Consider the following 21,964-nt stretch of genomic DNA (forward strand, 5'->3'; position numbering starts at 1 on the left):
GATCCTGGCCCCGAGCCGCCTCCGCGGACAGCGGGTTCCCGGGCGGGGGACCTAGTCTGGAGCGATGCGACAGTTCCTGCTCTACGCCGTCATCCGCCTGGGCCTGTGGATAGCCCTGTGGTGGGTGCTCACCGTGATCGGGGTGGGCGTGATGCTCGCCGGCGTGCTCGCGGCGTTGATCGCGATGCTGATCTCGATCCTGTTCCTGGACCGTCTGCGGGACGCCGCGGCGATGCGCTGGAAGCTCGCGCACGAGCGCAGGGTCGAGAAGCGCGGCGAGACCGTGGACGAGGACGCCCAGTACGAGGACGGGCTCTTCGCCGACGAGGTCCGGATCGACGGAGAGACCCGGGCGGGGGGCTCCGCCGCAGGCCCCGCGGACCTGCCCGACCTCCCCGAGGACGGCACGAGCGACGGGGACACCAGGGCCTGAGCCCTCCCAGGGCGCTCAGCGCGCTGCCCTGTGCCCTGTGCCCTCGGCTAGGGGCCCGTCGCTCCCCGAATGCTGCGTCGCGCGGGCCGACGAGGTCAGAGCACCAGGCCGACGAGCAGCAGCAGCGAGAACACCAGCTCGAGCCGTCCGGTCGCGCCGAGCACGGGGATCAGGTCCCGGCCCCCCGTCCCGCCGAGCACCTTCCGCACCGGACCGATGGCGAGCGGCAGGGCGAGCAGCACGAGCGCTGCGGGCCGGTGCGCGATGATCACCGGCACCATGAGCATGAAGGGCGCCAGCAGCGTCGTGGTGTAGAGCAGGCGGGTGCCGCGCTCGCCGAGCCGGACCGCGAGGGTCCTCTTGCCGGAGGCGGCGTCGGTGGGGATGTCGCGCAGGTTGTTGGTGAGCATCAGCGCGACGGCGAGCAGCCCGATCGCGACCGAGGCGAGCAGCGCCGCCCAGGAGGGGCGGCCCGTGATCGCGAGCGCCGTGCCGTTGACGGCGACGAGACCGAAGAACACGAACACGAAGAGCTCGCCGAGGCCCAGGTAGCCGTAGGGCTTCCTGCCGCCGGTGTAGAACCAGGCTGCGGCGATCGCGGCGGCACCGACGACCAGCGCCCACCACATCTGCGCCACGGCCACCAGCCCGACGCCGAACAGGCCGCCGAGGGCGAGGGAGATGATCGCGGCGCGCTTCACGGTCGCGGGGCGGGCGGCGCCGGAGCCGGTGAGGCGGAAGGGACCGACCCGGTCGTCGTCCGTGCCGCGGATCCCGTCGGAGTAGTCGTTGGCGAAGTTCACGCCGATCTGCAGCGAGAAGGAGACGGCGAGGGCCAGCAGCGCCCGGGGGATCACCAGCGCCCAGTCGACCGATCCGGTGAGCTCGCCGAGCTGCCACACGGCGACGCCGGTTCCGGCGGCGACGGGGGCGAGGGCGGCGGGGAGGGTCTTCGGGCGGGCGCCCTCCACCCACTGCGGCAGGCTGGCCATCGTGCTCCTCACGCGTGCTAGGGCCGGCGGTCGACGGCCCCGACGAGCTTACGCCGCGGCGCGGCCCCGGACCGTCCCGTCGACTGTGAGTCGTGACCCGAGTGACGAGCACCGGGCCACCCGGATGCCGGGCCGCCGCGATGCAGAAAAAGATCGGCCCGATGCCGGGCAGCTCCGATGTTCCGCCGCCGCTCTGCTCGACGGCTGTGGCGCACGGGCTCCGCGGCCTCTCCGACGGCGCGGCCGACGGGCAGGGCGGGGCAGCGGACCCTCAGCCGCCGGCGAGGCGGCGGGCGGCGGCGCGGTCCACCTTGCCGATGCCCAGCAGCGGAAGCTCCTCGACGACGTGGACCCGTTTGGGGATCATGTGCGCGGGCACCTCGGTGGTGCGCAGCGCGGAGCGGACGAGCGCCGAGGCCTCCGCGGGGTCTGTGCCCTCCTCGAGGGTGACCAGCGCCTCGACCCGCTGGCCCCATTCCGGATCGGGCACCCCGACCACGACGGCGGCGCGGACCAGACCGCGCAGCATGAGGGAGTGGTCGATCGCGCGCTCGACGTCCTGGGGGAGGACCTTGCGTCCGCCGGTGTTGATCACGTCGTCGGCCCGGCCCAGCACGGTCAGCGCACCGTCGTCCCCGATCTCGGCGAGGTCGGAGGTGAGGAAGGCGCGGTCCGCGCTCTCGCGGGAGACCACAGCGCCGGAGACTGCGGCGTCGGCGGCCGGCCCGTCGGCCGACGGGGAGGCGCCGGCGAACACTCCGCCGTCGGTGCCGCCGCCCTCGGTGAGATAGCCGAGGGCGAGGGTGGGGGAGGAGATCCGCAGCCGGCCCGCGCCGGACTCGTCGGGGTCGAGCACCGACAGGGACACCCCGGGCAGCGGCCGACGGTCGTAGACGCAGCCTCCCGCGGTCTCGGAGGAGCCGTAGGTGGTGCGCACCGGGATCCGCTGGCCGCGGGCGCGGGCGAGGACGTCGGTGCTGGTCGCCGCTCCGCCGACGAGCACGGCGGCGAAGCGCTTCAGCAGGCTGCGGGCGCGGGCGTCGTCCCCGGTCGCGCCGGTGACGATGCGGGTGAGCTGGGTGGGGACGAGGGAGGTGAACGCGGGCAGCCCGGCCCGCTCCGCCTGCTCGAGGACGGGTCCGGCGAGCTCCACGAAGGCGGCGGCGTCGAAATGGCCGCGCAGGTCCGGCAGCGGATCCGGCAGGGCGGGCCCCGGAAGGCCCAGCACCTGGCCGGTGCGATGGGCGCGGGCGAGGACCTGCACCCCGGCGATGTGCGTCGGCGGCAGCAGCGGCAGCCAGAACCCGTGCCCGCGGGAGTCCGGGGCGGTGCCGTCGGCGGCGAAGAGCTGCGCGGTCGCGTCCTGCGAGGCCGTCAGCGCGGCGAGGCTGAGCGCGACGGCCTTCGCGGTCCCGGTCGATCCGGAGGTCGGGACCACCAGCGCTGTGTCCTCGAGTCCGGCGGGCAGAGTGTCGGGGGCGGGGAAGGGCCCGAGCCACAGGCGCGCCCGGCCCGCCATCACCTCGTCGATCGCCTCGGAGTGCGCGGCGAGAGAGGCGGCGGAGGCGTCGTAGCCGGGCGGGACCAGCCAGGGCAGGGAGGCGGGGCCGTCGGGCACGGGCGCGGCCATCTCAGCCCTGCGGGTGGGGGAAGGAGGTCCAGTCGGGGTCGCGCTTCTCGAGGAAGGCGTCGCGGCCCTCGGCGGCCTCGTCGGTCATGTACGCCAGCCGCGTCGCCTCCCCGGCGAAGACCTGCTGGCCCATGAGGCCGTCGTCGGCGAGGTTGAAGGCGAACTTCAGCATCCGTATCGCCTGCGGGGACTTCGTCGCGATGGTCGCGGCCATCGCGAGGGCCTCCTCCTCGATCCGTGCGTGGTCGACGACCCGATTCACGGCACCCCAGTCGTAGGCGTCCTGGGCGGAGTACTCCTCGGCGAGGAAGAAGATCTCCCGCGCGCGCTTCTGACCGACCTGCTTGGCGAGATAGGCGGAGCCGTAGCCGCCGTCGAAGGAGCCGACGTTCGCGTCGGTCTGCTTGAAGCGGGCGTGCTCGCGGGAGGCGATCGACATGTCCGCGACCACGTGCAGGGAGTGCCCGCCGCCGGCTGCCCAGCCGTTCACGACCGCGATCACGACCTTGCCCATGGTGCGCATGAGGCGCTGCACCTCGAGGATGTGGAGGCGGCCGGCGGAACGGGTGCGCACGGAACCGGTCTCCTCCACAGCCTCCTCTGCGGCGTACTCGTAGCCGGCACGGCCGCGGATCCGCTGGTCGCCGCCGGAGCAGAAGGAGTGCCCGCCGTCCTTGGGGGAGGGGCCGTTGCCGGTCAGCAGGATCACGCCCACCCCGGTGTCGAGCCGGGCATGGTCCAGCGCCCGGTACAGCTCGTCGACCGTGTGGGGGCGGAAGGCGTTGCGCACCTCGGGACGGTCGAAGGCGATCCGCACCGTCGGGAGGTCCCGGGAGGTCAGCTCTCCGTCGGGCGACTCGATCCGCTCCACGGCGCGGTGGTAGGTGATGTCGGTGAGCTCGGGCCCGCCGTGCTCCTGCGCCGGCACCTCCCGCCAGCGGCGGGGGTCGAAGGTGTCGGAGACCCGACGGGGCAGCGGAGAGGGCGGGGTCGTCATGGCCTCCAGGGTAGTCCGGGCAGCGCGGGCCGCGGATCGCTGCGCAGCCTTCCGCAGATGCGCACGTCGAGGCGCTCGCCGTCGATCAGGAACTTCCCGCGCTCGACCCCCTCGTCGACGAAGCCTGCCGCGCGGGCGACCGCCGCGGAGGCGGGATTGTTCACCCGGTGTCCGAGCTCGAGCCTCTCGAGGCCCCATCCGCCGCCGGCCGTCGGCGTCAGCGCCTGGTCCGCGACGGTGGCGGCCGCCCGGGACGCGAGTCCACGACCGCGATGGGTTGCATCGCCTCATCGTGCCGTGCCTCGTACGCGCGGCGCACGCTCATTACTCTCGGGAACATGCTCATTCCCCCTGCCCTCCGCGAGCGCGGCATCGACCGCGTCCACTCCTGGTCCATCCCGATGACCACCCGGTTCCGCCGGATCACCGAGCGTGACGGCCTGCTGCTGCGCGGCCCGGAGGGCTGGGCGGAGTTCTCCCCGTTCTGGGACTACGACGCGGCCGAGTCGACGGCCTGGCTGCGCGCCGCCCTCGAGGACGCGACGACGCCCCGCCCCGCCCCGCTGCGCGATCGGATCGAGGTCAACGCCACGATCCCGGTGCTCCCGCCGGTGCTCGCGGCGCGGATCGCGACGGTCGGCGGGGCGCGGACGGCGAAGGTGAAGGTCGCCGATCCCGGCTCCGACCTCGCCTCCGACGTGCAGCGGCTCGAGGCCGTCCGCGACGCGATGGGCCCGGACGCCCGGATCCGCATCGATGCGAACGCCGCCTGGACGTACGAGGAGGCGCTCGAGGCGCTGCCCGTCCTGGACCGGGCCGCGGGCGGGCTCGAGTACGCCGAGCAGCCCTGCGCCGCGCTCGAGGACCTCGCCGCGCTGCGCCGCGCCCTCGACATCCCGGTCGCGGCCGACGAGTCCGTGCGCCGGGCGGAGGACCCGCTGCGGGTCGCGCGGGCCGAGGCCGCCGACCTGCTGGTGATGAAGGTCCAGCCGCTCGGCGGCGTCACCCGATGCCTCGAGCTGGCCGAGGAGGCGGGGCTGCCGGTCGTGGTCTCCTGCGCGCTCGAGTCGAGCATCGGCCTCGGCGCGGGGCTCGCCCTCGCCGCGGCGCTGCCGGAGCTGCCGCACGCCTGCGGCCTCGCGACCGCGACCCTGCTCACCGGCGACCTCGCCCCGCAGCCGCTGCACGCGACCGGCGGCACGCTGCGCGTCGGCCGGACGGCGCCGAGCGAGGAGCTGCTCGCCCGCCACGCGGCCGACGACGCCCTCGCCGCACGCTGGGAGGAGCGGCTCGCGGCCTGCGCCGGCCTGCTCTGACAGCACGTGAGCAGGCCGGGACTACCCTGACGGGGTGCACGAGCCCTCCGCCCCGATCCCCGCACCGCTGACGATCCCCGCGCCCCGACCCACCGGCTCCGGCGCGGTGGACCAGGAGGTCGCGGTCTGGTCCGCACTCGCGGAGCTCGGACTGGCCGAGGCGGTGCTCGCCCCCGGCTCCCGCTCCGCGCCGCTGGTCTACGGCCTCGCGGCCGACGAGGTGGCCGGTCGGATCCGTGCCCACGTGCGGATCGACGAGCGCGCCGCCGCCTTCACCGCCCTGGGTCTCGGCCGCCTGGATCCCGCCCGGCCCGCCGCGGTCGTGACCACCTCCGGCACCGCCACCGCGCACCTCCACGCCGCCGTGATGGAGGCGCACCACTCGCGGATCCCGCTGCTCGTGCTCACCGCGGACCGGCCTGCCGAGCTGCGCGAGGTCGGCGCGAACCAGACCACTCGCCAGGCCGGCATGTTCCGCTCGCTGGTGCGCCTGGCCGTGGACCTGCCCGCCCCGACCGCCGAGGCGGCGAGCCCGGTCGAGCTGCGCACCGCCGTCTCCACCGCCGCCCGCGCCCTCGCCGCCGCGACCGGGGAGCACCCCGGTCCCGTGCACCTGAACCTCTCCTTCCGCGACCCGCTCGTGCCTCGCGCAGAGGAATCGGAGCAGCCCGACAGGACCGCGGTGCCCGAACGGATCGTCCTCACGCGGCGCGTCCCCGCCCCGGCGCCCGCCCCGCAGCCGGTCCCGGTCGACTCCCGCACCGTCGTCGTCGCCGGGGACGGGGCGGGACCGGCCGCCGCCGCGCTCGCCGATGCGCACGGCCTGCCGCTGCTGGCCGAGCCGAGCTCCGGCGCGCTCACGGCGCAGAGCCTCGTCCCCCGCTATACGGCCCTGCTGCGCGAGGTGATGGCCGATCCCGGGCACCCGCTGCGCCCCCGCCGTGCGATCGTGCTCGGTCACCCCACGCTGTCCCGGCCGGTCGTCGGCGCGCTCCTGGGCGCGGCCGACGTCGAGGTGGTCGTCGTGGACCCGCATCCGGACTGGCCCGACGTGGCCCGCCGCGCGAGCCTCGTGGTCCCCGCCGCGATCGGGCAGGAGCTCCCCGGGACGGAACAGGAGGCGACCGGGACCGGGCAGGACGCACTCGGTCCCGGACAGGAAGCGGCCTCACCCGGTGTCGCGCCGGCCGCGCCCGACGCCCCGGAGAACGATCTGGCACAGCGCCGCGCGTGGATCCAGGCGTGGCGCACCGCGGCCGACGCCGCCGCAGCCCGGCTGCCGCAGCCGTGGCAGCAGCGCGCCGCGCTCGCCGTGTGGGAGGCCTCCGGGCCGGGCGACCTGCTCGTGCTCGGCTCCTCGAGTCTCGTGCGCGACCTCGAGCAGCACGCCGGCCCCACCTCTGCGCAGGTGATCGCCAACCGCGGCCTCGCCGGGATCGACGGCACCACCGCCATGGCCGGCGGCCTCGCCCTGGCCCGCGTCGCGCGGGACGAGCCGGGGGAGCGGGGCCGCACCCGGCTCCTCGTCGGCGACCTCACCGCCCTCCACGACCTCACCGGTCTGCTCATCGGCCCCGAGGAGCCGCGCCCCGACCTCGACGTGATCGTCGTCGACGACGGCGGGGGCCGCATCTTCTCCGGCCTCGAGCACGCCGCGGCCCCGCCCGCGCTGCTGCGCCGCTTCTTCACCACCCCGCACGGCGCCGACATCGCCGCGGTCGCCGCGGGACTCGGCGCCGACGCACGGACTCTCGAGGCCGACGCGCTGCCGACGGCGCTCGCCGAACCCACGCAGGGGCTGCGGGTGCTCGTCGTCCAGGAGCCGCCCAGCGAGGTCCCGAGGAACTCTTGAGCGCGAGTGGTGACATGACCCCATGAACGACGAGCACGCCCCGCAGCCGCCCCGCGACCCGAGCGCCGGGACCCCGGATGCCCCGTACGGCACGACCCCGGCCTACGGCAGCCCTGCTCCCGACGACGGGGCGTCCCCCTACGCCGCGTCCTACGGCGCAGGTCCGGCCTACGGCGCAGGCCCGGCCTACGGCGCGGCTCCGGTCCAGGGCGCTTCGTCGGCCGAGGCGACCGAGCAGCTCCCGGCCACCGCCTCCCCGTTCGATCACGCCGTCCACGGGGCCGCCGCTGCCGGCTCCGGCGCCCCTGCGCCGATCGCCGCCGGGGCCGCCGGGAAGGCCGCGCCCCGCCGCGGGCCCGGCTGGGGCGGGACCAGCGCCCTCGTGCTCGCCGGGATGCTGCTCTCCAGCGGCCTCACCCTCGGCGGCGTCGTCGCCTACGACCAGCTGCAGGGCGACGAGCCGGTCGCCGCCGCGCAGGGCTCTCAGACCTCCGAGGCGCGACCTGCCGCGACGACCACTGCGGAGGACCCGGACTGGGCCGCGATCTCCGAGCAGGTCTCCCCGAGCGCCGTCTCGATCCTCTCCTCCACCGGCTCCGGCACCAGCCAGGGGACCGGCGTGGTCCTCGACGAGGACGGCACGATCCTCACCAACGACCACGTCGCCGGCGACGCCGAGTCCCTGCAGGTCACCACCAGCGACGGACGCAGCTTCGCCGCGAGCGTCGTGGGCACCGACCCCTCGACCGACCTCGCCGTGATCCGCCTGGAGGACCCGCCCGAGGATCTGCAGCCCGCGACCTTCGCGGACTCCTCCACCGTGGTCGTGGGCCAGCCCGTGATGGCGCTGGGCACCCCGCTCGGCCTCGAGAACACGGTCACCACCGGCATCGTCTCGGCGCTGGACCGGCCGGTCAGCGCCACCGGCGAGGAGACCGACGGCTCCGACACCACGTTCACCTCCGCGATCCAGACCGACGCCGCGATCAACCCCGGCAACTCCGGCGGACCGCTCGTGGACGCCGCCGGGCAGGTGATCGGCATCAACACCGCGATCGCCTCGATCCCCAACGAGTCCGGGCAGGCCGGCAGCATCGGGCTCGGCTTCGCGATCCCCGCGAACACGGCGATGCTGATCGCCGAGCAGCTCCAGGACGGCGGCACCGTCCAGCACGCCTTCGTCGGCGTGACCACCACCGACGGCACGGCCGACGACGGCAGCGCCGGCTACCGCGGCGCGGAGGTCGTCGCCGTGGAGCCGGGCAGCCCCGCGGCGGAGGCGGGACTGGCCGAGGGGGACCTCATCACCGGGATCGACGACACCCCCGTCGGCGGGGCGGGCGCCCTGACCGGCATCGTGCGCGGCCTCGAGGTCGGCTCCACCCATACGCTCGAGCTGGTGCGCGACGGGAAGGTGCAGACGCTCGAGATCACCCTCGCAGCCCGGGAGGGCTGAGCAGCGGAGACCTCGTGCCCGCCCGGCCGTCGCTCGGGCGGCGACGTGCCGGGCGGCGCGGTCCCTCGTGCTGTGCTCTCGCGTCGTGCCCTCGGGCGCCGCGCCCCGGACCTCAGGCCTCGGCGTCGCCGCGCAGGGCCCGCAGCATCGGACGGCACTTCGCGAGCGCCTCGGCATGCTCGGAGACCGGGTCGGAGGCCGCGACCAGACCGCCCCCGGCCTGCAGCACCGCGGAGCGCTCACCGGTCAGATGCGCCATCCGCAGCGCGATCGCCCACTGGCCGTCGCCGCTCGCGTCCATCCAGCCCACGGGGGCCGCGTACCCGCCGCGGTCGCGCGGCTCGAGGCGGGCGATGATCTCGTCGGCCTGCTCGCGCGGGGTGCCGGAGACCGCCGCCGAGGGATGCAGGCGCGCGGCGACGTCCAGGCTCGTCACCCCCTCGTGCAGGCGGGCCGAGACGTCCGAAGCGAGGTGCTCGAGCCCCGGCAGGCGCAGCACGAACGGCTCCGCGGAGACCTCGATCTCCGCGGCGAGGTCCTCGAGCCGCTCGACCACGGAGTCCACCGCATAGGCGTGCTCGGAGCGCTCCTTGCGATCGGCGCGGAACGCCCGACGGTCCGCCTCGTCGAGCTCGCCGTCGTCGTCCGCCGGCCGGGACCCTGCCAGCACGCGCGAGAAGACCCTCCCGTCCTCCGTCTGGGCGAGCATCTCCGGGCTCGCGCCGATCACGTCCTCGAGGTGGTACACCCAGGTGCTCGGGTAGGCGCGGGCGAGCCGCGTGAGCAGCAGGGCGGGGGAGAGCGGCTCCGGGGTGCGCACCGAGGTGCGCTCGGAGAGCACGACCTTCTCGGCGGCGCCGGAGCGGATCTCCTCCACGGCCTGCTGGACCAGCGCCTGGTACTCGTCGGGCGTGTGGTCCGCCTCGAGCTCGAGCGGCGCGGCCGCGGGCACGTCGACGGGGGAGGAGGGGAACAGGTCGCGCCAGGAGGCCGGCAGCTCCGGCTCCTCGTCGATCCCGACGACCGTGAGGAAGGCCTCCCCGTCGTGGACGCCGAGCAGCGCGCGCGGCACCAGCAGCGTCGAGGGGCGTTCGGAGGCGCCCGCGTAGGAGAAGGAGCCCAGCGCGATCAGGCCGCTGGTGCGCACCCGCACCTCGTCGTCGATCCGGGCGCGGGAGGCGAGGCCGCGGAAGGCGGCGCTCGCGGCCGCGAAGCGGTCCGGGCCGGTGGTGCGCACCGACCAGGCCCGGCCCACGGCCACCAGTCCCTGGCCGTGCCGCAGCCAGGCGCCGGAGACCTCCGCGGGGACATGGCCCAGCAGGTCCACCGGCTCCTCGATCCGCACGGTGCGCACGAGCGGCGTCGCGGAGGCGGGCGCGGAGAGGTCGGGAAGAGTGAGAGGAGCGGACATCCGTGTCATTATGCGACACCCCCGCGCCGCCGCGCCGTGACCCGCGTCCCGTCCCCGGATGCGTCCTGCGGAGGGGGCGAGGTGCGACCATGGTCCGGCGAGAGACCGCGGGCCCGGCACCGACCGGGCGCCTTCCCCCCACCTCCCGAGGAGCATCGCGTGAGCACAGACGGCGACAGCATCACGACGCCCCTGGTGCGCGGGCTCCTCGCGGCGCTGTCCGTGCTCGGGATCGGCCTGGCCGTGGTGGTCGTGCCGGCGCTGGCGGCGCAGGCCGCCGGCACCGCCTCGAGCGCCACCGCGCTGGACGCCGTGCTGATCGCGCTGAACGTCCTGGTGCTCGGGCACGGCGGCGGGGTCGTGCTGAGCACCGGCGTGATCGACGGGGCGGTGACGCTCACCCCCGTCGGCCTGCAGATCCTGCTCGTGCTCCTGGCCGCGCTGTCGCTGCGCCGGGTCGGCCACCGCCTCGAGCTCGTGCGCGGCGACGGCGTGCTGCGCGTCGGGGCGCTGCGGGATGCGGGCGTCTCCCTCGCCGCCTTCGGCGGGACCCATGCGATCGGTCTCGCCGTGCTCGCGGCGATCGGCCGCAGCGCCGATGCCGCGCCGATGGTGACCTCCGGCGTCGTCTCCGGGGCGCTGGTCGCCGTCGGCGGCGGACTGATCGGCCTGCTGTGGTCGCTGCGGCGCGAGCCCACCACGGCGGTGCCGGGCGTGCGGGTGCTCGAGCTGCTGCCCGCCCCCTACGGCGCGGTCGCCCGCTCCGCGCTGCTGGCGGTGCTGGGCCTGTTCGGCGCCGGGATGCTGCTGGTGCTGGTCCTGATGCTCACGCACGTGCCGGCCCAGTCCGCGCTCTTCGACCAGCTCGACCCCGGGATCGTCGGCGGCCTGGTGCTCACGCTGCTGCAGCTCGCGCTGCTGCCGCTGCTGGCTGTGTGGGCGCTGGTGGTGCTGCTGGGCGGCACGGTCGTGGTGGGCACCTCCACCGGGATCTCCCTCGGCGAGGTCCAGACCGGCGTGCTGCCGGCCCTCCCGATCCTCGGTGCGCTGCCCGAGCCGGGCGACCTGCCGGGAGCGACCTGGGCGCTGATGCTGGTGCCCGCGCTCGCCGTCGGCCTCGGCGCCGTCTCCCTGGTGCGGGACGTGGCCGAGCTCGAGCGGCGCGAGCAGATCACGGCCTGGATCACCTACCCGGTCGTGGTGGTCGTCGCGGTGCTGCTGCTCGCCGGGCTCACCACCGGCGGGATCGGCGACGGCCGCCTGGTGCACCTCGGCCCCGCCATGGGCACCCTCGTGCTGCCGCTGCTGGGCGTGGTCGTGCTCGCGACCGGGCTCGTGCTCGCCGTCCTCGCCACGGACCTCGTGCCGTGGACGCGGCGCACCATCGCCTCCCTGCGCGAGCGCGTGGACGCCGCCGAGTCCGAGGAGCGCGGAGAGGGCGCCGACGGCGCGAGGGACGAGGTCGCGGACACGGCCGACGACGAGCACTCGTCGGACCTGAACGCCCGGGACGAGGGCGCCGAGGACCGCGACGATCAGTACGAGGATCTCGACCGCGACCGGGAACGGAACGCCTCGAGCGCGGACGACGCGGACGAGGACCCGTTCAGCCCCCGAGCAGGCCGCTGAGCCAGTCGACCATCGACCCCTGCGCCTCGGAGTCGCAGGCGGTGCGCGACTGCTCCGTGATCGCCGAGGCGCGGCACTCCTCGAGCTCGGCGAGCGGGCCGTAGAAGAGGGTGCTCAGCAGCGCCCCGGAGATGATCATCAGCGTCGCCGGGACGCCGAGCAGACCCCCGATCACCACCATCGACCAGCGCCGGTCCTTCACCGACTGGACGATCACCGGCACCAGCAGCACGAGCGCGACCAGCCCGGTCACCCCCGCCAGCAGCGAGAGCGGCAGCGGCATCATCATCAGCAGCCACGAGGCGAGCAGCGCGATCGCGAGCGCGCCCACCCGGCGGCGATGGCGCCTCTCCGGGGTGACGTCGGAGCGCGGGGACGAGTCGGGATCGCTGTTCACCCCACCCATTGTGCCGTGCCCGCGGAAGACGCTGTCAGCCGGCCGGCGTGACGGCGTCCCGCACCGCCGCCGCGGCGGGCCCCTGGCTCCACCGCCGCCGCGGGCCCCTGCCCCCGGCCCCGCCGTCTCAGCGGGCCCCGGCCGCACCGCGCACTACCCTGGGACGGTGACCCGCACCCCTGTCGTCGTCCTGATCTCCGGCACCGGCTCTAACCTCGCCGCCCTCCTCGCCGCCGCGGCGGAGGAGCAGTGCCCCTACGAGGTGGTCGCCGTCCTCGCCGACCGCGAGGCCTCCGGCCTCGAGCACGCCCGCGCCGCCGGCATCCCCACCGAGGTGGTGGCCCTGCGCGACCACCCCGACCGCGCCGCCTGGGACCGCGCCCTCACCGCCGCCGTCGCCGCCCACGACCCGCAGCTCGTGGTGCTCGCCGGATTCATGAAGCTCGTCGGCCCCCCGCTGCTCGAGTCCTTCGGCGGCCGGATCATCAACACCCACCCCGCCCTGCTGCCCGCCTTCCCCGGCGCCCACGGCGTGCGCGACGCCCTCGCCCACGGCGTGAAGGTCACCGGCTGCAGCGTGATCGAGGTCGACGCGGGCGTGGACACCGGGCGGATCCTCGCCCAGCGCGCCGTGGACGTGCTCGAGGAGGATACCGAGGAGGCCCTCCACGAGCGGATCAAGGCCGTCGAGCAGCCGCTGCTGGTCGAGGTCGTGCGACGCCTCACCGCCGCCCGCTGACGCCTCCGGCCCGCCCCGTCCCGGCGGAAGCACGCGGCACCGTTCCGCTCCCGCCCGCCGGGACCCGCGCCCCGTCTCGTCGATGCCCGCCGGGGTCGGGGACGGGCGCGCGGACCGCTAGGCTGGGCCCCACACGACTGGCGCAGGTGGGGGACCACCGGGGAGTGTTGTGACGTCGGGGGCATCGACCGCCTGGGTGCCCTCCGCAAGCAGATCCGAACAGGAGCACGCCACGTGAGCACCGCAGAACGCCGCCCGATCCGCCGAGCCCTCCTCTCCGTCTTCGACAAGACCGGCATCGTCGACCTCGCCCGCACCCTCGCCGAGCAGGGCGCGGAGATCGTCTCTACCGGCTCCACCGCCTCCACGATCCGCGACGCCGGCATCGCCGTGACCGAGGTCGAGACCGTCACCGGCTTCCCTGAGATGCTCGACGGCCGCGTCAAGACCCTCCACCCGCGCGTGCACGGCGGGATCCTCGCCGACCAGCGCCTGGAGTCCCACCGCGACCAGCTCGCCGAGCACGACATCGCCCCCTTCGACCTCGTGGTCGTGAACCTCTACCCCTTCGCCGAGACCGTCGCCGCCGGCGGCAGCTTCGCCGAGATCATCGAGAAGATCGACGTGGGCGGCCCGACCATGGTGCGCGGCGCCGCGAAGAACTTCGCCTCCGTCGCCGTGGTCGTGGACCCCGAGGGCTACCCGATCGCGGCCGAGGCCGCGGAGGAGGGCGGCTTCACCCTCGCCGAGCGCCAGGAGCTCGCCACCATCGCCTTCACCCGCACCGCCGAGTACGACGAGGCGATCAGCGACTGGATGCTCGGCCAGCTCGCCGAGGACGACGCGTCCGCCGAGCCCGAGGTCGAGGCCGACGACGTCGAGATCCCCTCGATCCTCGACCTCTCCGACGCGGACGCCGCAGAGCTCGGCATCACCGCGACCCTCCGCTACGGCGAGAACCCCCACCAGAGGGCCCGGCTCGCCGTCACCGACGAGACCGTCCCCGGGATCGCGGGCGCCGAGCAGCTCGGCGGCAAGGCCATGAGCTACAACAACTACGTCGACGCCGACGCCGCGGTGCGCGCCGCCCACGACCACGCTCGCCCCGCCGTCGCCGTGGTCAAGCACAACAACCCCTGCGGCGTCGCCGTGGTCGACGAGGGCCAGGACATCGCCCTCGCCCACGCCCGCGCCCACGGCACCGACCCCGTCTCCGCCTACGGCGGCGTGATCGCCGCGAACCGCACGGTCACCTTCACCATGGCCCAGCAGGTCAAGCCGATCTTCACCGAGGTGATCCTCGCCCCCGGCTACGAGGACGAGGCCCTCGAGCTGCTGCGCACCAAGAAGAACCTCCGCATCCTGAAGCTCGAGGGGGAGTACTCCCGCGGCGTCGAGATGCGCGAGATCTGGGGCGGCATGCTGATCCAGGACGCGGACCGCATCGACGCAGGCGGCGACGCCCCCGCCGGCTGGACGCTCGCCGCGGGCGAGGCGGCCGACGAGGCGACCCTCGCCGACCTCGAGTTCGCCTGGCGCGCGGTGCGCGCCGTGAAGTCCAACGCGATCCTGCTGGCCGCGGACGGCGCCGCCGTCGGCATCGGGATGGGCCAGGTCAACCGCCTGGACTCCTGCCGCCTGGCCGTCTCCCGCGCCAACACCCTCGGCGAGCACGCCGAGGGCGAGGCCGCGCCGGAGCGGGCCCGCGGCGCGGTCGCCGCGTCGGACGCCTTCTTCCCCTTCGCCGATGGGGTGCAGATCCTGCTGGACGCCGGGGTGCGGGCGATCGTCCAGCCCGGCGGCTCGATCCGCGACGACGAGGTGATCGAGGCGTGCCGTGCCGCGGGCGTCACGCTCTACCTCACCGGCACCCGCCACTTCGCCCACTGACCGCCCGGCACCGCCCGTCCGCGCCTCCCGGCCCGGCCAGGCGGCGCCGCCCCGCCCTGCCCGCGTCGGCCTGCGCCGATCCCGGGCAGGGCTCCCCGATGGCGGAGGACCTCTGTTCACCTCCGGTCCATCCGTGACCTCTAAGCTTGGGCGCATCCACCAGCGAGCGCCGAAGGAGTGACCGTGAAGATCCCCGACAACCAGAGCCTGCGCGAGTACATCGAGCACCTGCGCGAGGAGGGGTACTCGGTCAAGGACGGCCACACCCCGGACCCGGACCTGATCGACCCGCAGGGGAACCCGGTCTACACCTGGCAGGAGGGGTACCCGTACGAGACCCGGATGGACCGGGAGGAGTACGAGCTGCAGAAGTACCAGCTCCAGGTCGAGCTGCTGAAGTTCCAGTACTGGCTCGAGGACAACGACCAGAAGGCCGTCATCATCTTCGAGGGGCGCGACGCGGCCGGCAAGGGCGGCACGATCAAGCGCTTCACCGAGCACCTCAACCCCCGCACCGCCCGCGTCGTCGCGCTGAACAAGCCCAGCGACCGCGAGCGCGGCCAGTGGTACTTCCAGCGCTACGTCCAGCACCTGCCCACCGAGGGCGAGATGGTGCTCTTCGACCGCTCCTGGTACAACCGCGCCGGCGTCGAGCGGGTGATGGGCTTCGCGACCCCCGAGCAGTACGAGACCTTCATGAACCAGGTCCCCCACTTCGAGCGGATGCTGGTGGACTCCGGCATCCACCTCACCAAGTTCTGGTTCTCCGTCTCGCAGAAGGAGCAGCGCACCCGCTTCGCGATCCGGCAGCTGGACCCGGTGCGGCGCTGGAAGCTCTCCCCGATGGACCTGGAGTCGCTGGACCGCTGGGAGGCCTACACCGAGGCCAAGGAGGAGATGTTCCGCCGCACGGACAAGAAGTACGCGCCGTGGACGATCATCCGCTCCAACGACAAGAAGCGCGCCCGTCTGAACGCGATGCGCTACTTCCTCTCCCAGTTCGAGTACGAGGACAAGGACCACGAGACCGTGGGGAGCCCGGACCCGAAGCTGGTCATGCGCGGGAAGATGGAGGAGGCCGACGAGTGAGCCGCTGACGGCGCCGCTCGTGCGACGGGCCGGTCACCCCCGGGGTGACCGGCCCGTCGGCTCTCCGGTGCGGCTCAGAAGTCCAGGCGCTCCGTGGGCGGCAGCGCCACCTCGCCCGAGTCGGGCTGCTCCGGCGCGGCGGCCGGCTCCGGCTCCTCGTCGAGCGCCGGGATGGTGCCGGTGGCCGTCGCCCGGTGCGGCGAGGTCATCGAGGCGGGGGAGAGCAGCCCGGCCAGACGTGCCTCGTCCAGCAGGCCGCGCTCGAGCACCAGGTCCCGGACCGGACGGCCCGTCACCAGCGCCTCCTCCGCGACCTCCGTCGCGGCCGCGTACCCGATCACCGGCACCAGTGCCGTGACCACCCCGATCGAGCGGTGCAGATAGTCCTCCAGCACCTGCTCGTTCAGGGTGATCCCGGCGACGCAGCGGTCGGCGAGGGTGTTCATCGCCCGAGTCATGATCTGCGTGGACTCGAGGATGTTGAAGGCGATCACCGGCTCGAACACGTTCAGCTGCAGCTGACCTCCCTCGGCCGCGAAGGTCACCGAGAGATCGTTGCCGATCACCTCGTAGGCGACCTGGTTGACGACCTCCGGGATCACCGGGTTCACCTTGCCGGGCATGATCGAGCTGCCCGGCTGCACGGCCGGCAGGTTGATCTCGTGCAGGCCGGCACGCGGCCCGGAGCTCAGCAAGCGCAGGTCGTTGCAGATCTTCGAGATCTTCACCGCGATGCGCTTGAGGATCCCGGAGAACGTCACGAAGGCGCCGGTATCGCTGGTGGCCTCGACCAGATCGGCGGAGACCACGAAGGGCACCCCGGTCAGCTCGGCGAGCTCGGCCGTGGCCATCGCCGCATAGCGCGGATCAGACGTGATGCCGGTGCCGATCGCCGTCGCGCCGAGGTTGATCTCCTGGAACAGCGTCGCGGTGCGGGTGAGGCGCTGGACGTCCTCCTCGATCGTGGTGGCCCAGGCGTGGAACTCCTGGCCCACGGTCATCGGGACCGCGTCCTGCAGCTGGGTGCGACCCATCTTCAGGACGGAGGAGAACTCCTCCCCCTTGGCGCGCAGGGTGGAGATCAGGTGGTCCATCGACTCGGCCAGCGCAGGGAAGGACAGCATGATCGTCAGCCGGATCGCCGTGGGGTAGACGTCGTTGGTGGACTGGCCGAGGTTGACATGGTTGTTGGGGTGCAGCCGGTCGTACTGCCCCTTCTCGTGCCCGAGGATCTCCAGCGCGCGATTGGCGATCACCTCGTTGGCGTTCATGTTCGTGCTGGTGCCGGCCCCGCCCTGGATCATGTCCACGATGAAGTGCTCGTGGAGGGCGCCGCCGATGATCTCCTCGCAGGCGCGGTCGATCGCGGCGAAGCGCTCGTCGTCGAGCGCCCCCAGGCGATGGTTGGCGCGGGCGGCGGCACGCTTGACCTGGGCGAGGGCCTCGATCATCCGGGGGAAGTGCTGCAGCTGCACCCCCGTGATGTGGAAGTTCTCGTTCGCACGCAGGGTCTGGACGCCGTAGTAGGCATCGTCCGGGACGTCGCGGTCTCCGAGCAGGTCGTGCTCACGGCGGGTGCCGGTCGACGTCGCACCGGGGCTGGTCATCGTGGGATCCTCCGGATGTCGCTGTGGCCGACGGCTCTGCCGGCCCCTGCCAGGGTAGCGGGGCGGGGACCGTACGATGGCCGGGTGCGCGCGCCCCGATCCCCCCACACGCTCCGCGCCGCCTTCCGGCGGCAGACGGTGCTCGCCCTCGCCCTGCCCGCGCTCGCGCTGATCGTCCTGATCGGGGCGACGCTATCGGCGCCGCTGGCCGGCGTGCTCCTGGCGGCCCTGCTGCTGGTCCTCGCGCTGATGCGGGCCCTGCTGCCGGTGCGGGCGGTCGGCGCGCTCGCCGTCCGCTCCCGCGGCCTCGACGTCGCGGTGCTGCTCGCTCTCGCGCTCGGCATCGCGGTGCTGAGCACCTCGCCGAACCTCTGACCCGAAGCGCTCCGGGAGGGCCCGTCGGGGTGTGAGCTTCGTCGGCCCGCCGGCGGGAGCGGGGCCCGCCCGCGGTGTGGGACGATCGGTCCGTGCCCACCGACTCCGCCCGGCTCCATGCCGTGTTCGACCTCGCGATGAGGATCGGGGAGGGCCTGCTCACCAACGGTGCCGCCGCCTCGGAGGTCACCGCGACGGTGCTGCGGGTGACCAGCTCGTCCGGCCTGCGCAACGTCTCCGTGCAGGTCACCTTCAACGAGGTCACGATCTCCTATCTCGCCGACGAGTCCGCGACCCCGTTCACGAGGGTCCGCTCGGCAGGGGAGCGGACCCAGGACTTCGCGCGCCTGGCCGCCTTCGAGGACATCTCCCACCAGTACCTCTCCGGGGAGCTGCCGCTGGACGAGGCCCGGCACCGGGCCGCCGCGATCCCGCAGCGCCAGCCGCTGTACCGGCTCGTGCTCGTGGTCGCGGGCTTCGCGGTGATGGGCGGCGCGGCCGCGCTCAGCTTCGGCGCCGGCAGCCTCGTCGTGGTCGCCGCGACCCTCGCCGCCGGGCTGCTGATCGCGGCGGCGGAGCTGCTGGCCCGGTGGAGCATCCCGCCGTTCTACAGCCAGGCGCTCGGCGGGCTCGTCGCCGTCGCCGCCGCGATCGGGGTCAGCGCGATCGACCCCACCGAGAACTCCTCGATCGTCGTGGTCTCGTGCCTGATCGTGCAGCTCGCGGGGCTCTCCTCGATCAGCGCCGTGCAGGACGCGGTGACGGGCTGGTACATCACCGCCGCGGGACGCATGCTCGAGACGCTCATGCTCACCGTCGGCATCGTGGTGGGCGTGCGCGCCGGGCTGCTCGCGGCCGACGCGATCGGCGCGGACATCTCCGTGACCGCGTCGATGCCGCTGTCGATCACGACGGCGCTGGTGGTGCTGATCTCGGGGCTCGGCATGGGGCTCGGCTACGGCGTCGGCACCCAGACCCCGCCCCGGCTGCTGCTGATGGCCGCGCTGGTCGCCGCCGGCTCGGGCCTCGTCTCGCACCTGATCGCCGGGACGCTGCACGACCGCACCGTCGCCGTCGGCGTCGCCGCCTTCCTCACCGGCCTGGTCGCGACCGCGCTCGCCGACCGGGTGCGCGCCCCCTCGCTCGCCTTCGTCATGGCAGGGGTGATCCCGCTGGTGCCCGGCAGCCGGATCTACCGCGGCCTGCTCGGGCTGCAGGACGACCTCTCGGTGGGCATCTCCGAGCTGCTCGAGGCGGCGCAGATCGCGATCGCGATCGCCGCGGGCGTGGTGCTCGGCCAGCTCATCTCCTCGCGGATCATGCCCTACTTCCGCCGCAGCGGCATCGCCTACACCCCGGCGATCTCCTCGCCCTTCACCACCTTGCGCCGTCGCCGCCTCTCGCTCGGGACGCGGTCGATGCGGCGCCGTCGCGGCACTGCGGTGATCGAGCCGTCTACGATGACCGGAGAGATGACGGCGCTGTCACCGGCTCTGTTCGAGGACGCGGACCTGCTCGACGACCTCGAGCCCCCCGCGGATCTCGTGGACCGCGACCGCGGGGAGCGCCGCGACGAGGACGAGGAGGTCCCATGACCGAGAACGCACTGCTGGCCGTCGCCGGCTACTCCACCAGCGGCACCGGACGCGGCCGCGGCATCGAGCTGCTGGCCCTGCGGTCCGACGAGCAGGGCCTCGCCGTCGAGCGTCGTGCCGCCGTCGACCTGCCCGACCCCTCCTTCGTGCTGTGGAGCGAGGACGGCACCCTGCTGCACGCGGTGCTCGAGACCGAGCCGACGCGGGTGGTCACCCTGCGCGTGGACGAGGACGGAGCACGGGCGGAGGTCGTCGCGGACCTCGCGCTGGACGGGGCGGGCGGCTGCCACCTCGCCCACGGCAGCGACGGCCGCTCCCTCGTGATCGCCCAGTACGGCTCCGGCTCCGTGGCGACGGTGGGCCTGGACGAGGAGGGCCTGCCCACCGCGCAGATCGACCTCGACGACCACCACGAGCTGATCGACGGCATCGCGGAGACGGCGCCGCACCCGCACCAGGTCGTGGCGCTGCCCGGCACGGAGGCCCTCGCCGTCCCCGACCTCGGCCTGGACCGCGTGATGCTGTACCGCCAGGGCGCCGGCGGCATGATCGACATCGCTGGGGAGATCTCGCTGAGCCGGGGGAACGGGCCGCGCCATCTCGTGGCCGACCACGAGTCCGAGCAGATCCACATCGCCTGCGAGCTCTCCGGCATGGTCGCCACCGCCGTGCGGGCCCACGAGGCCTCGCCCCGCTCCGTCCCCGCCGTCATGCCGCAGGCGCCGCGCCGCTGGGCCGTGCGCTCGATGATGCCGGCCAGCGGCAGCGAGTCCGCCGCCGCGCTCTCCCACATCGAGCTCGTCGCCGACGAGTCCGCGCTGCTGGTCGCCAACCGCGGCCCCGACACCCTCTCCCTGCTCTCCCTCGACGCGATGCGGCCGCAGCGCGTGGCCGAGGTCGAGGTGGGCGCGCACCCGCGTCACTTCACCCAGTGGGGCGACCTGGTGCTGGTCGCCGCGCAGGAGGGCGACCGGATCGACGTGCTGCGCCGTCGCGGCGAGGAGCTGTCTCGGGTCGGGGAGCCGATCCCCGCTCCGTCGGTCGCGTGCCTCGCGGTGCGTCCCGTGGCCTGAGGACCGCGGCCTGAGGACCGCGTCCCGGGAGCGGTCTCCCGGGGCTCCAGTGAGCGGCCCCGCACCGGACCTGTTGCCGCCGGTGGCCACGAGACGGATAGACTCACCGGCGCCCTACCGGTCGGCCGGTGGGCTCCGTCGTGCCCTCGCCCCGTCCCGGAAGGACCCTTCCCGATGACCGCTGCCGCTGACTCCCGGACCGCTCCCGCCTCGCAGGGAGCGGTGCTCTCGGCCGCACCGGAGCGCTCCGCGGCCGCCGACCGCGCCGCCGAGAGGTTCGAGCAGTCCTTCGGCTACGCGCCCGACGGCGTCTGGTCCGCGCCGGGCCGCGTCAACATCATCGGCGAGCACGTCGACTACCAGGACGGCCTCTGCCTGCCGATGGCGATCTCGCACCGCTGCTTCGCCGCCGCCGCCCGCACCCCCACCTCGCGGGTGCGTCTGCGCTCCGCCCAGGACGACCTCGAGCTCGACCTCGACGCGGCCGCGCTCGAGCCCGGCGCGGTCGAGGGCTGGCCCGCCTACGTCGCCGGCGTGCTCTGGGCGCTGCGCCCCTTCATCTCCGGCGCCGTCACCCAGGGCATGGACATCCTCATCGACGGGCAGGTCCCGCTCGGCGCAGGCCTGTCCAGCTCGGCCGCGCTCGAGTGCGCCGCCGCCGAGGCGATCGAGTCGCTGCTGACCCTGGGCACCACGCCGCTGGAGCGGGTGCGCGCCGCGATCACCGCCGAGACCGACTTCGCCGGCGCCTCCACGGGCGGGCTCGACCAGTCCGCGTCGGTCCTCTCCCGCGAGGGACACGCTCTGTTCCTGGACTGCCGCGACTTCTCCACCCGCGCGGTGCCGTGGGACCTCGCCTCCCAGGGCCTCGCCCTGCTCATCACCGACACCCGTGCCGAGCACTCCCATGTCGACGGGGAGTACACGGCGCGCCGCGCCGACAGCGAGCGCGCCGCCGACTCGCTCGGCGTGCCGACGCTGCGCGACGCCGACCCGGCCCGGCTCGAGGAGCTCCTGGCGAGCATCGACGACGAGGTCGTGCGCCGCCGCGCCCGCCACGTGATCACCGAGATCCAGCGCGTGCAGGAGTTCGACGCGCTGCTCGCCGCCGGGACGGTGCGCGCGCACGTCACGGAGCTCGGCGCGCTGCTGAACGCCTCCCACGACTCGCTGCGCGAGGACTACGAGGTGACGGTCCCGCAGCTCGACCTCGCCGTGGACACCGCCCGCGAGGCCGGTGCGCACGGCGCCCGCATGACCGGCGGCGGCTTCGGCGGCTCGACCATCGCGCTGGTGGAGGCGGAGCAGGCGCAGCAGGTCGCCGAGGCGATCGCCGCCGCCTTCGAGGCCGCCGGCTTCACCGCGCCGGAGTTCTTCCTGGCCCTGCCCTCGGAGGGCGCCGGACAGGACCGCTGAGCCGCGACGCCGGAAGCACCGGCTGACGACGTCCTGCCGCCGTCGGCGCCTCCCCGCTGTCCGCGCG

19 protein-coding genes and 1 riboswitch are annotated in these 21,964 nt (G+C 74.4%); of the genes, 12 read left to right on the plus strand and 7 right to left on the minus strand.

Features of this window, described 5'->3' with window-relative positions; all coding sequences use genetic code 11:
* The first annotated feature begins 64 nt into the window (after nucleotides 1-64).
* Complete coding sequence (locus L3K22_RS05570) at nucleotides 65-433, plus strand: DUF4229 domain-containing protein (RefSeq protein WP_263310525.1); 369 nt, start codon at nucleotides 65-67, stop codon at nucleotides 431-433.
* A gap of 95 nt (nucleotides 434-528) precedes the next feature.
* Here L3K22_RS05570 and L3K22_RS05575 read toward each other — a convergent pair whose 3' ends face one another.
* From L3K22_RS05575 to L3K22_RS05590, 4 genes are all read right to left on the minus strand, one after another.
* Nucleotides 529-1,425: a 1,4-dihydroxy-2-naphthoate polyprenyltransferase gene (locus L3K22_RS05575; RefSeq protein ID WP_263310526.1), complete on the minus strand. Its 897-nt coding sequence runs from the start codon at nucleotides 1,423-1,425 to the stop codon at nucleotides 529-531.
* A 271-nt stretch (nucleotides 1,426-1,696) separates the two neighbouring features.
* Nucleotides 1,697-3,055 carry an AMP-binding protein gene (locus L3K22_RS05580; protein WP_263310527.1) on the minus strand — a complete coding sequence of 453 codons (1,359 nt, stop codon included), beginning with the start codon at nucleotides 3,053-3,055 and terminating at the stop codon, nucleotides 1,697-1,699.
* A gap of 1 nt (nucleotide 3,056) precedes the next feature.
* The gene (locus L3K22_RS05585) at nucleotides 3,057-4,052 is read right to left on the minus strand and encodes a 1,4-dihydroxy-2-naphthoyl-CoA synthase (RefSeq protein WP_263310528.1); all 996 of its coding nucleotides are present in this window, start codon (nucleotides 4,050-4,052) and stop codon (nucleotides 3,057-3,059) included.
* A complete protein-coding gene (locus L3K22_RS05590) occupies nucleotides 4,049-4,216 on the minus strand; it encodes a hypothetical protein (RefSeq protein WP_263310529.1) in 168 nt (55 codons plus the stop codon). Before L3K22_RS05590 ends, L3K22_RS05585 begins: the two co-directional genes overlap by 4 nt.
* A 174-nt stretch (nucleotides 4,217-4,390) precedes the next feature.
* Here L3K22_RS05590 and L3K22_RS05595 point away from each other — a divergent pair, with 174 nt between their 5' ends.
* Genes L3K22_RS05595 through L3K22_RS05605 form a run of 3 tightly spaced genes read left to right on the plus strand, consistent with a single transcriptional unit; the run spans nucleotide 4,391 to nucleotide 8,676 of the window.
* A complete protein-coding gene (locus L3K22_RS05595; protein ID WP_263310530.1) occupies nucleotides 4,391-5,368 on the plus strand; it encodes an o-succinylbenzoate synthase in 978 nt (325 codons plus the stop codon).
* Nucleotides 5,369-5,402: 34 nt separating this feature from the next.
* Entirely contained in the window at nucleotides 5,403-7,220 is a 1,818-nt protein-coding gene (gene menD, locus L3K22_RS05600; protein ID WP_263310531.1) for a 2-succinyl-5-enolpyruvyl-6-hydroxy-3-cyclohexene-1-carboxylic-acid synthase, read from the plus strand.
* Nucleotides 7,221-7,242: 22 nt separating this feature from the next.
* A complete protein-coding gene (locus L3K22_RS05605) occupies nucleotides 7,243-8,676 on the plus strand; it encodes a S1C family serine protease (RefSeq protein WP_263310532.1) in 1,434 nt (477 codons plus the stop codon).
* 112 nt (nucleotides 8,677-8,788) lie between these two features.
* On the opposite strand, the gene L3K22_RS05610 is transcribed toward L3K22_RS05605, so the two are convergent.
* Nucleotides 8,789-10,087 carry an isochorismate synthase gene (locus L3K22_RS05610; RefSeq protein ID WP_263310533.1) on the minus strand — a complete coding sequence of 433 codons (1,299 nt, stop codon included), beginning with the start codon at nucleotides 10,085-10,087 and terminating at the stop codon, nucleotides 8,789-8,791.
* Nucleotides 10,088-10,246: 159 nt separating this feature from the next.
* Here L3K22_RS05610 and L3K22_RS05615 point away from each other — a divergent pair, with 159 nt between their 5' ends.
* Nucleotides 10,247-11,716, plus strand: coding sequence for a cell division protein PerM (locus L3K22_RS05615; RefSeq protein ID WP_263310534.1), 1,470 nt, complete (start codon nucleotides 10,247-10,249; stop codon nucleotides 11,714-11,716).
* Here L3K22_RS05615 and L3K22_RS05620 read toward each other — a convergent pair.
* Entirely contained in the window at nucleotides 11,694-12,122 is a 429-nt protein-coding gene (locus L3K22_RS05620; RefSeq protein WP_126986329.1) for a hypothetical protein, read from the minus strand. The two genes, L3K22_RS05615 and L3K22_RS05620, sit on opposite strands and share 23 nt — an antisense overlap.
* A gap of 157 nt (nucleotides 12,123-12,279) precedes the next feature.
* On the opposite strand from L3K22_RS05620, the gene purN reads away from it, so the two are divergent.
* The 3 genes from purN (at nucleotide 12,280) to ppk2 (ending at nucleotide 15,831) form a co-directional block, all read left to right on the plus strand.
* Complete coding sequence (gene purN, locus L3K22_RS05625; RefSeq protein WP_259881355.1) at nucleotides 12,280-12,852, plus strand: phosphoribosylglycinamide formyltransferase; 573 nt, start codon at nucleotides 12,280-12,282, stop codon at nucleotides 12,850-12,852.
* A 123-nt stretch (nucleotides 12,853-12,975) separates the two neighbouring features.
* Nucleotides 12,976-13,057: riboswitch (ZMP/ZTP riboswitch) on the plus strand.
* A 29-nt stretch (nucleotides 13,058-13,086) separates the two neighbouring features.
* Nucleotides 13,087-14,742 carry a bifunctional phosphoribosylaminoimidazolecarboxamide formyltransferase/IMP cyclohydrolase gene (gene purH, locus L3K22_RS05630; protein WP_263310535.1) on the plus strand — a complete coding sequence of 552 codons (1,656 nt, stop codon included), beginning with the start codon at nucleotides 13,087-13,089 and terminating at the stop codon, nucleotides 14,740-14,742.
* A gap of 183 nt (nucleotides 14,743-14,925) precedes the next feature.
* Nucleotides 14,926-15,831 (plus strand): polyphosphate kinase 2, encoded by a 906-nt coding sequence (gene ppk2, locus L3K22_RS05635; protein ID WP_263310536.1) that lies wholly within the window; start codon nucleotides 14,926-14,928, stop codon nucleotides 15,829-15,831.
* Nucleotides 15,832-15,905: 74 nt separating this feature from the next.
* Here the strand turns inward: ppk2 and aspA are convergent, their stop codons facing one another.
* Nucleotides 15,906-17,438, minus strand: a complete 1,533-nt coding sequence (gene aspA, locus L3K22_RS05640; RefSeq protein ID WP_263310537.1) for an aspartate ammonia-lyase — start codon at nucleotides 17,436-17,438, stop codon at nucleotides 15,906-15,908.
* A gap of 84 nt (nucleotides 17,439-17,522) precedes the next feature.
* Here aspA and L3K22_RS05645 point away from each other — a divergent pair, with 84 nt between their 5' ends.
* The 4 genes from L3K22_RS05645 (at nucleotide 17,523) to galK (ending at nucleotide 21,897) form a co-directional block, all read left to right on the plus strand.
* Nucleotides 17,523-17,813, plus strand: coding sequence for a DUF3017 domain-containing protein (locus L3K22_RS05645; RefSeq protein ID WP_263310538.1), 291 nt, complete (start codon nucleotides 17,523-17,525; stop codon nucleotides 17,811-17,813).
* 92 nt (nucleotides 17,814-17,905) lie between these two features.
* Nucleotides 17,906-19,408 carry a threonine/serine exporter family protein gene (locus tag L3K22_RS05650; protein ID WP_259881361.1) on the plus strand — a complete coding sequence of 501 codons (1,503 nt, stop codon included), beginning with the start codon at nucleotides 17,906-17,908 and terminating at the stop codon, nucleotides 19,406-19,408.
* The gene (locus L3K22_RS05655; protein ID WP_263310539.1) at nucleotides 19,405-20,481 is read left to right on the plus strand and encodes a lactonase family protein; all 1,077 of its coding nucleotides are present in this window, start codon (nucleotides 19,405-19,407) and stop codon (nucleotides 20,479-20,481) included. Before L3K22_RS05650 ends, L3K22_RS05655 begins: the two co-directional genes overlap by 4 nt.
* A 174-nt stretch (nucleotides 20,482-20,655) precedes the next feature.
* Nucleotides 20,656-21,897, plus strand: coding sequence for a galactokinase (gene galK, locus L3K22_RS05660; RefSeq protein ID WP_263310540.1), 1,242 nt, complete (start codon nucleotides 20,656-20,658; stop codon nucleotides 21,895-21,897).
* The last annotated feature ends 67 nt before the right edge of the window (nucleotides 21,898-21,964 follow it).

Source organism: Brachybacterium atlanticum (genome assembly GCF_025669985.1).
GTDB lineage: Bacteria > Actinomycetota > Actinomycetes > Actinomycetales > Dermabacteraceae > Brachybacterium > Brachybacterium conglomeratum.

Coding starts and splice junctions, on each gene's coding strand:
- L3K22_RS05570 (WP_263310525.1), top strand. CDS start 65: ATGCGACAGTTCCTGCTCTACGCCGTCATCCGCCTGGGCCTGTGGATA.
- L3K22_RS05575 (WP_263310526.1), bottom strand. CDS start 1,425: ATGGCCAGCCTGCCGCAGTGGGTGGAGGGCGCCCGCCCGAAGACCCTC.
- L3K22_RS05580 (WP_263310527.1), bottom strand. CDS start 3,055: ATGGCCGCGCCCGTGCCCGACGGCCCCGCCTCCCTGCCCTGGCTGGTC.
- L3K22_RS05585 (WP_263310528.1), bottom strand. CDS start 4,052: ATGACGACCCCGCCCTCTCCGCTGCCCCGTCGGGTCTCCGACACCTTC.
- L3K22_RS05595 (WP_263310530.1), top strand. CDS start 4,391: ATGCTCATTCCCCCTGCCCTCCGCGAGCGCGGCATCGACCGCGTCCAC.
- L3K22_RS05605 (WP_263310532.1), top strand. CDS start 7,243: ATGAACGACGAGCACGCCCCGCAGCCGCCCCGCGACCCGAGCGCCGGG.
- L3K22_RS05610 (WP_263310533.1), bottom strand. CDS start 10,087: ATGTCCGCTCCTCTCACTCTTCCCGACCTCTCCGCGCCCGCCTCCGCG.
- L3K22_RS05620 (WP_126986329.1), bottom strand. CDS start 12,122: ATGGGTGGGGTGAACAGCGATCCCGACTCGTCCCCGCGCTCCGACGTC.
- aspA (WP_263310537.1), bottom strand. CDS start 17,438: ATGACCAGCCCCGGTGCGACGTCGACCGGCACCCGCCGTGAGCACGAC.
- L3K22_RS05655 (WP_263310539.1), top strand. CDS start 19,405: ATGACCGAGAACGCACTGCTGGCCGTCGCCGGCTACTCCACCAGCGGC.
- galK (WP_263310540.1), top strand. CDS start 20,656: ATGACCGCTGCCGCTGACTCCCGGACCGCTCCCGCCTCGCAGGGAGCG.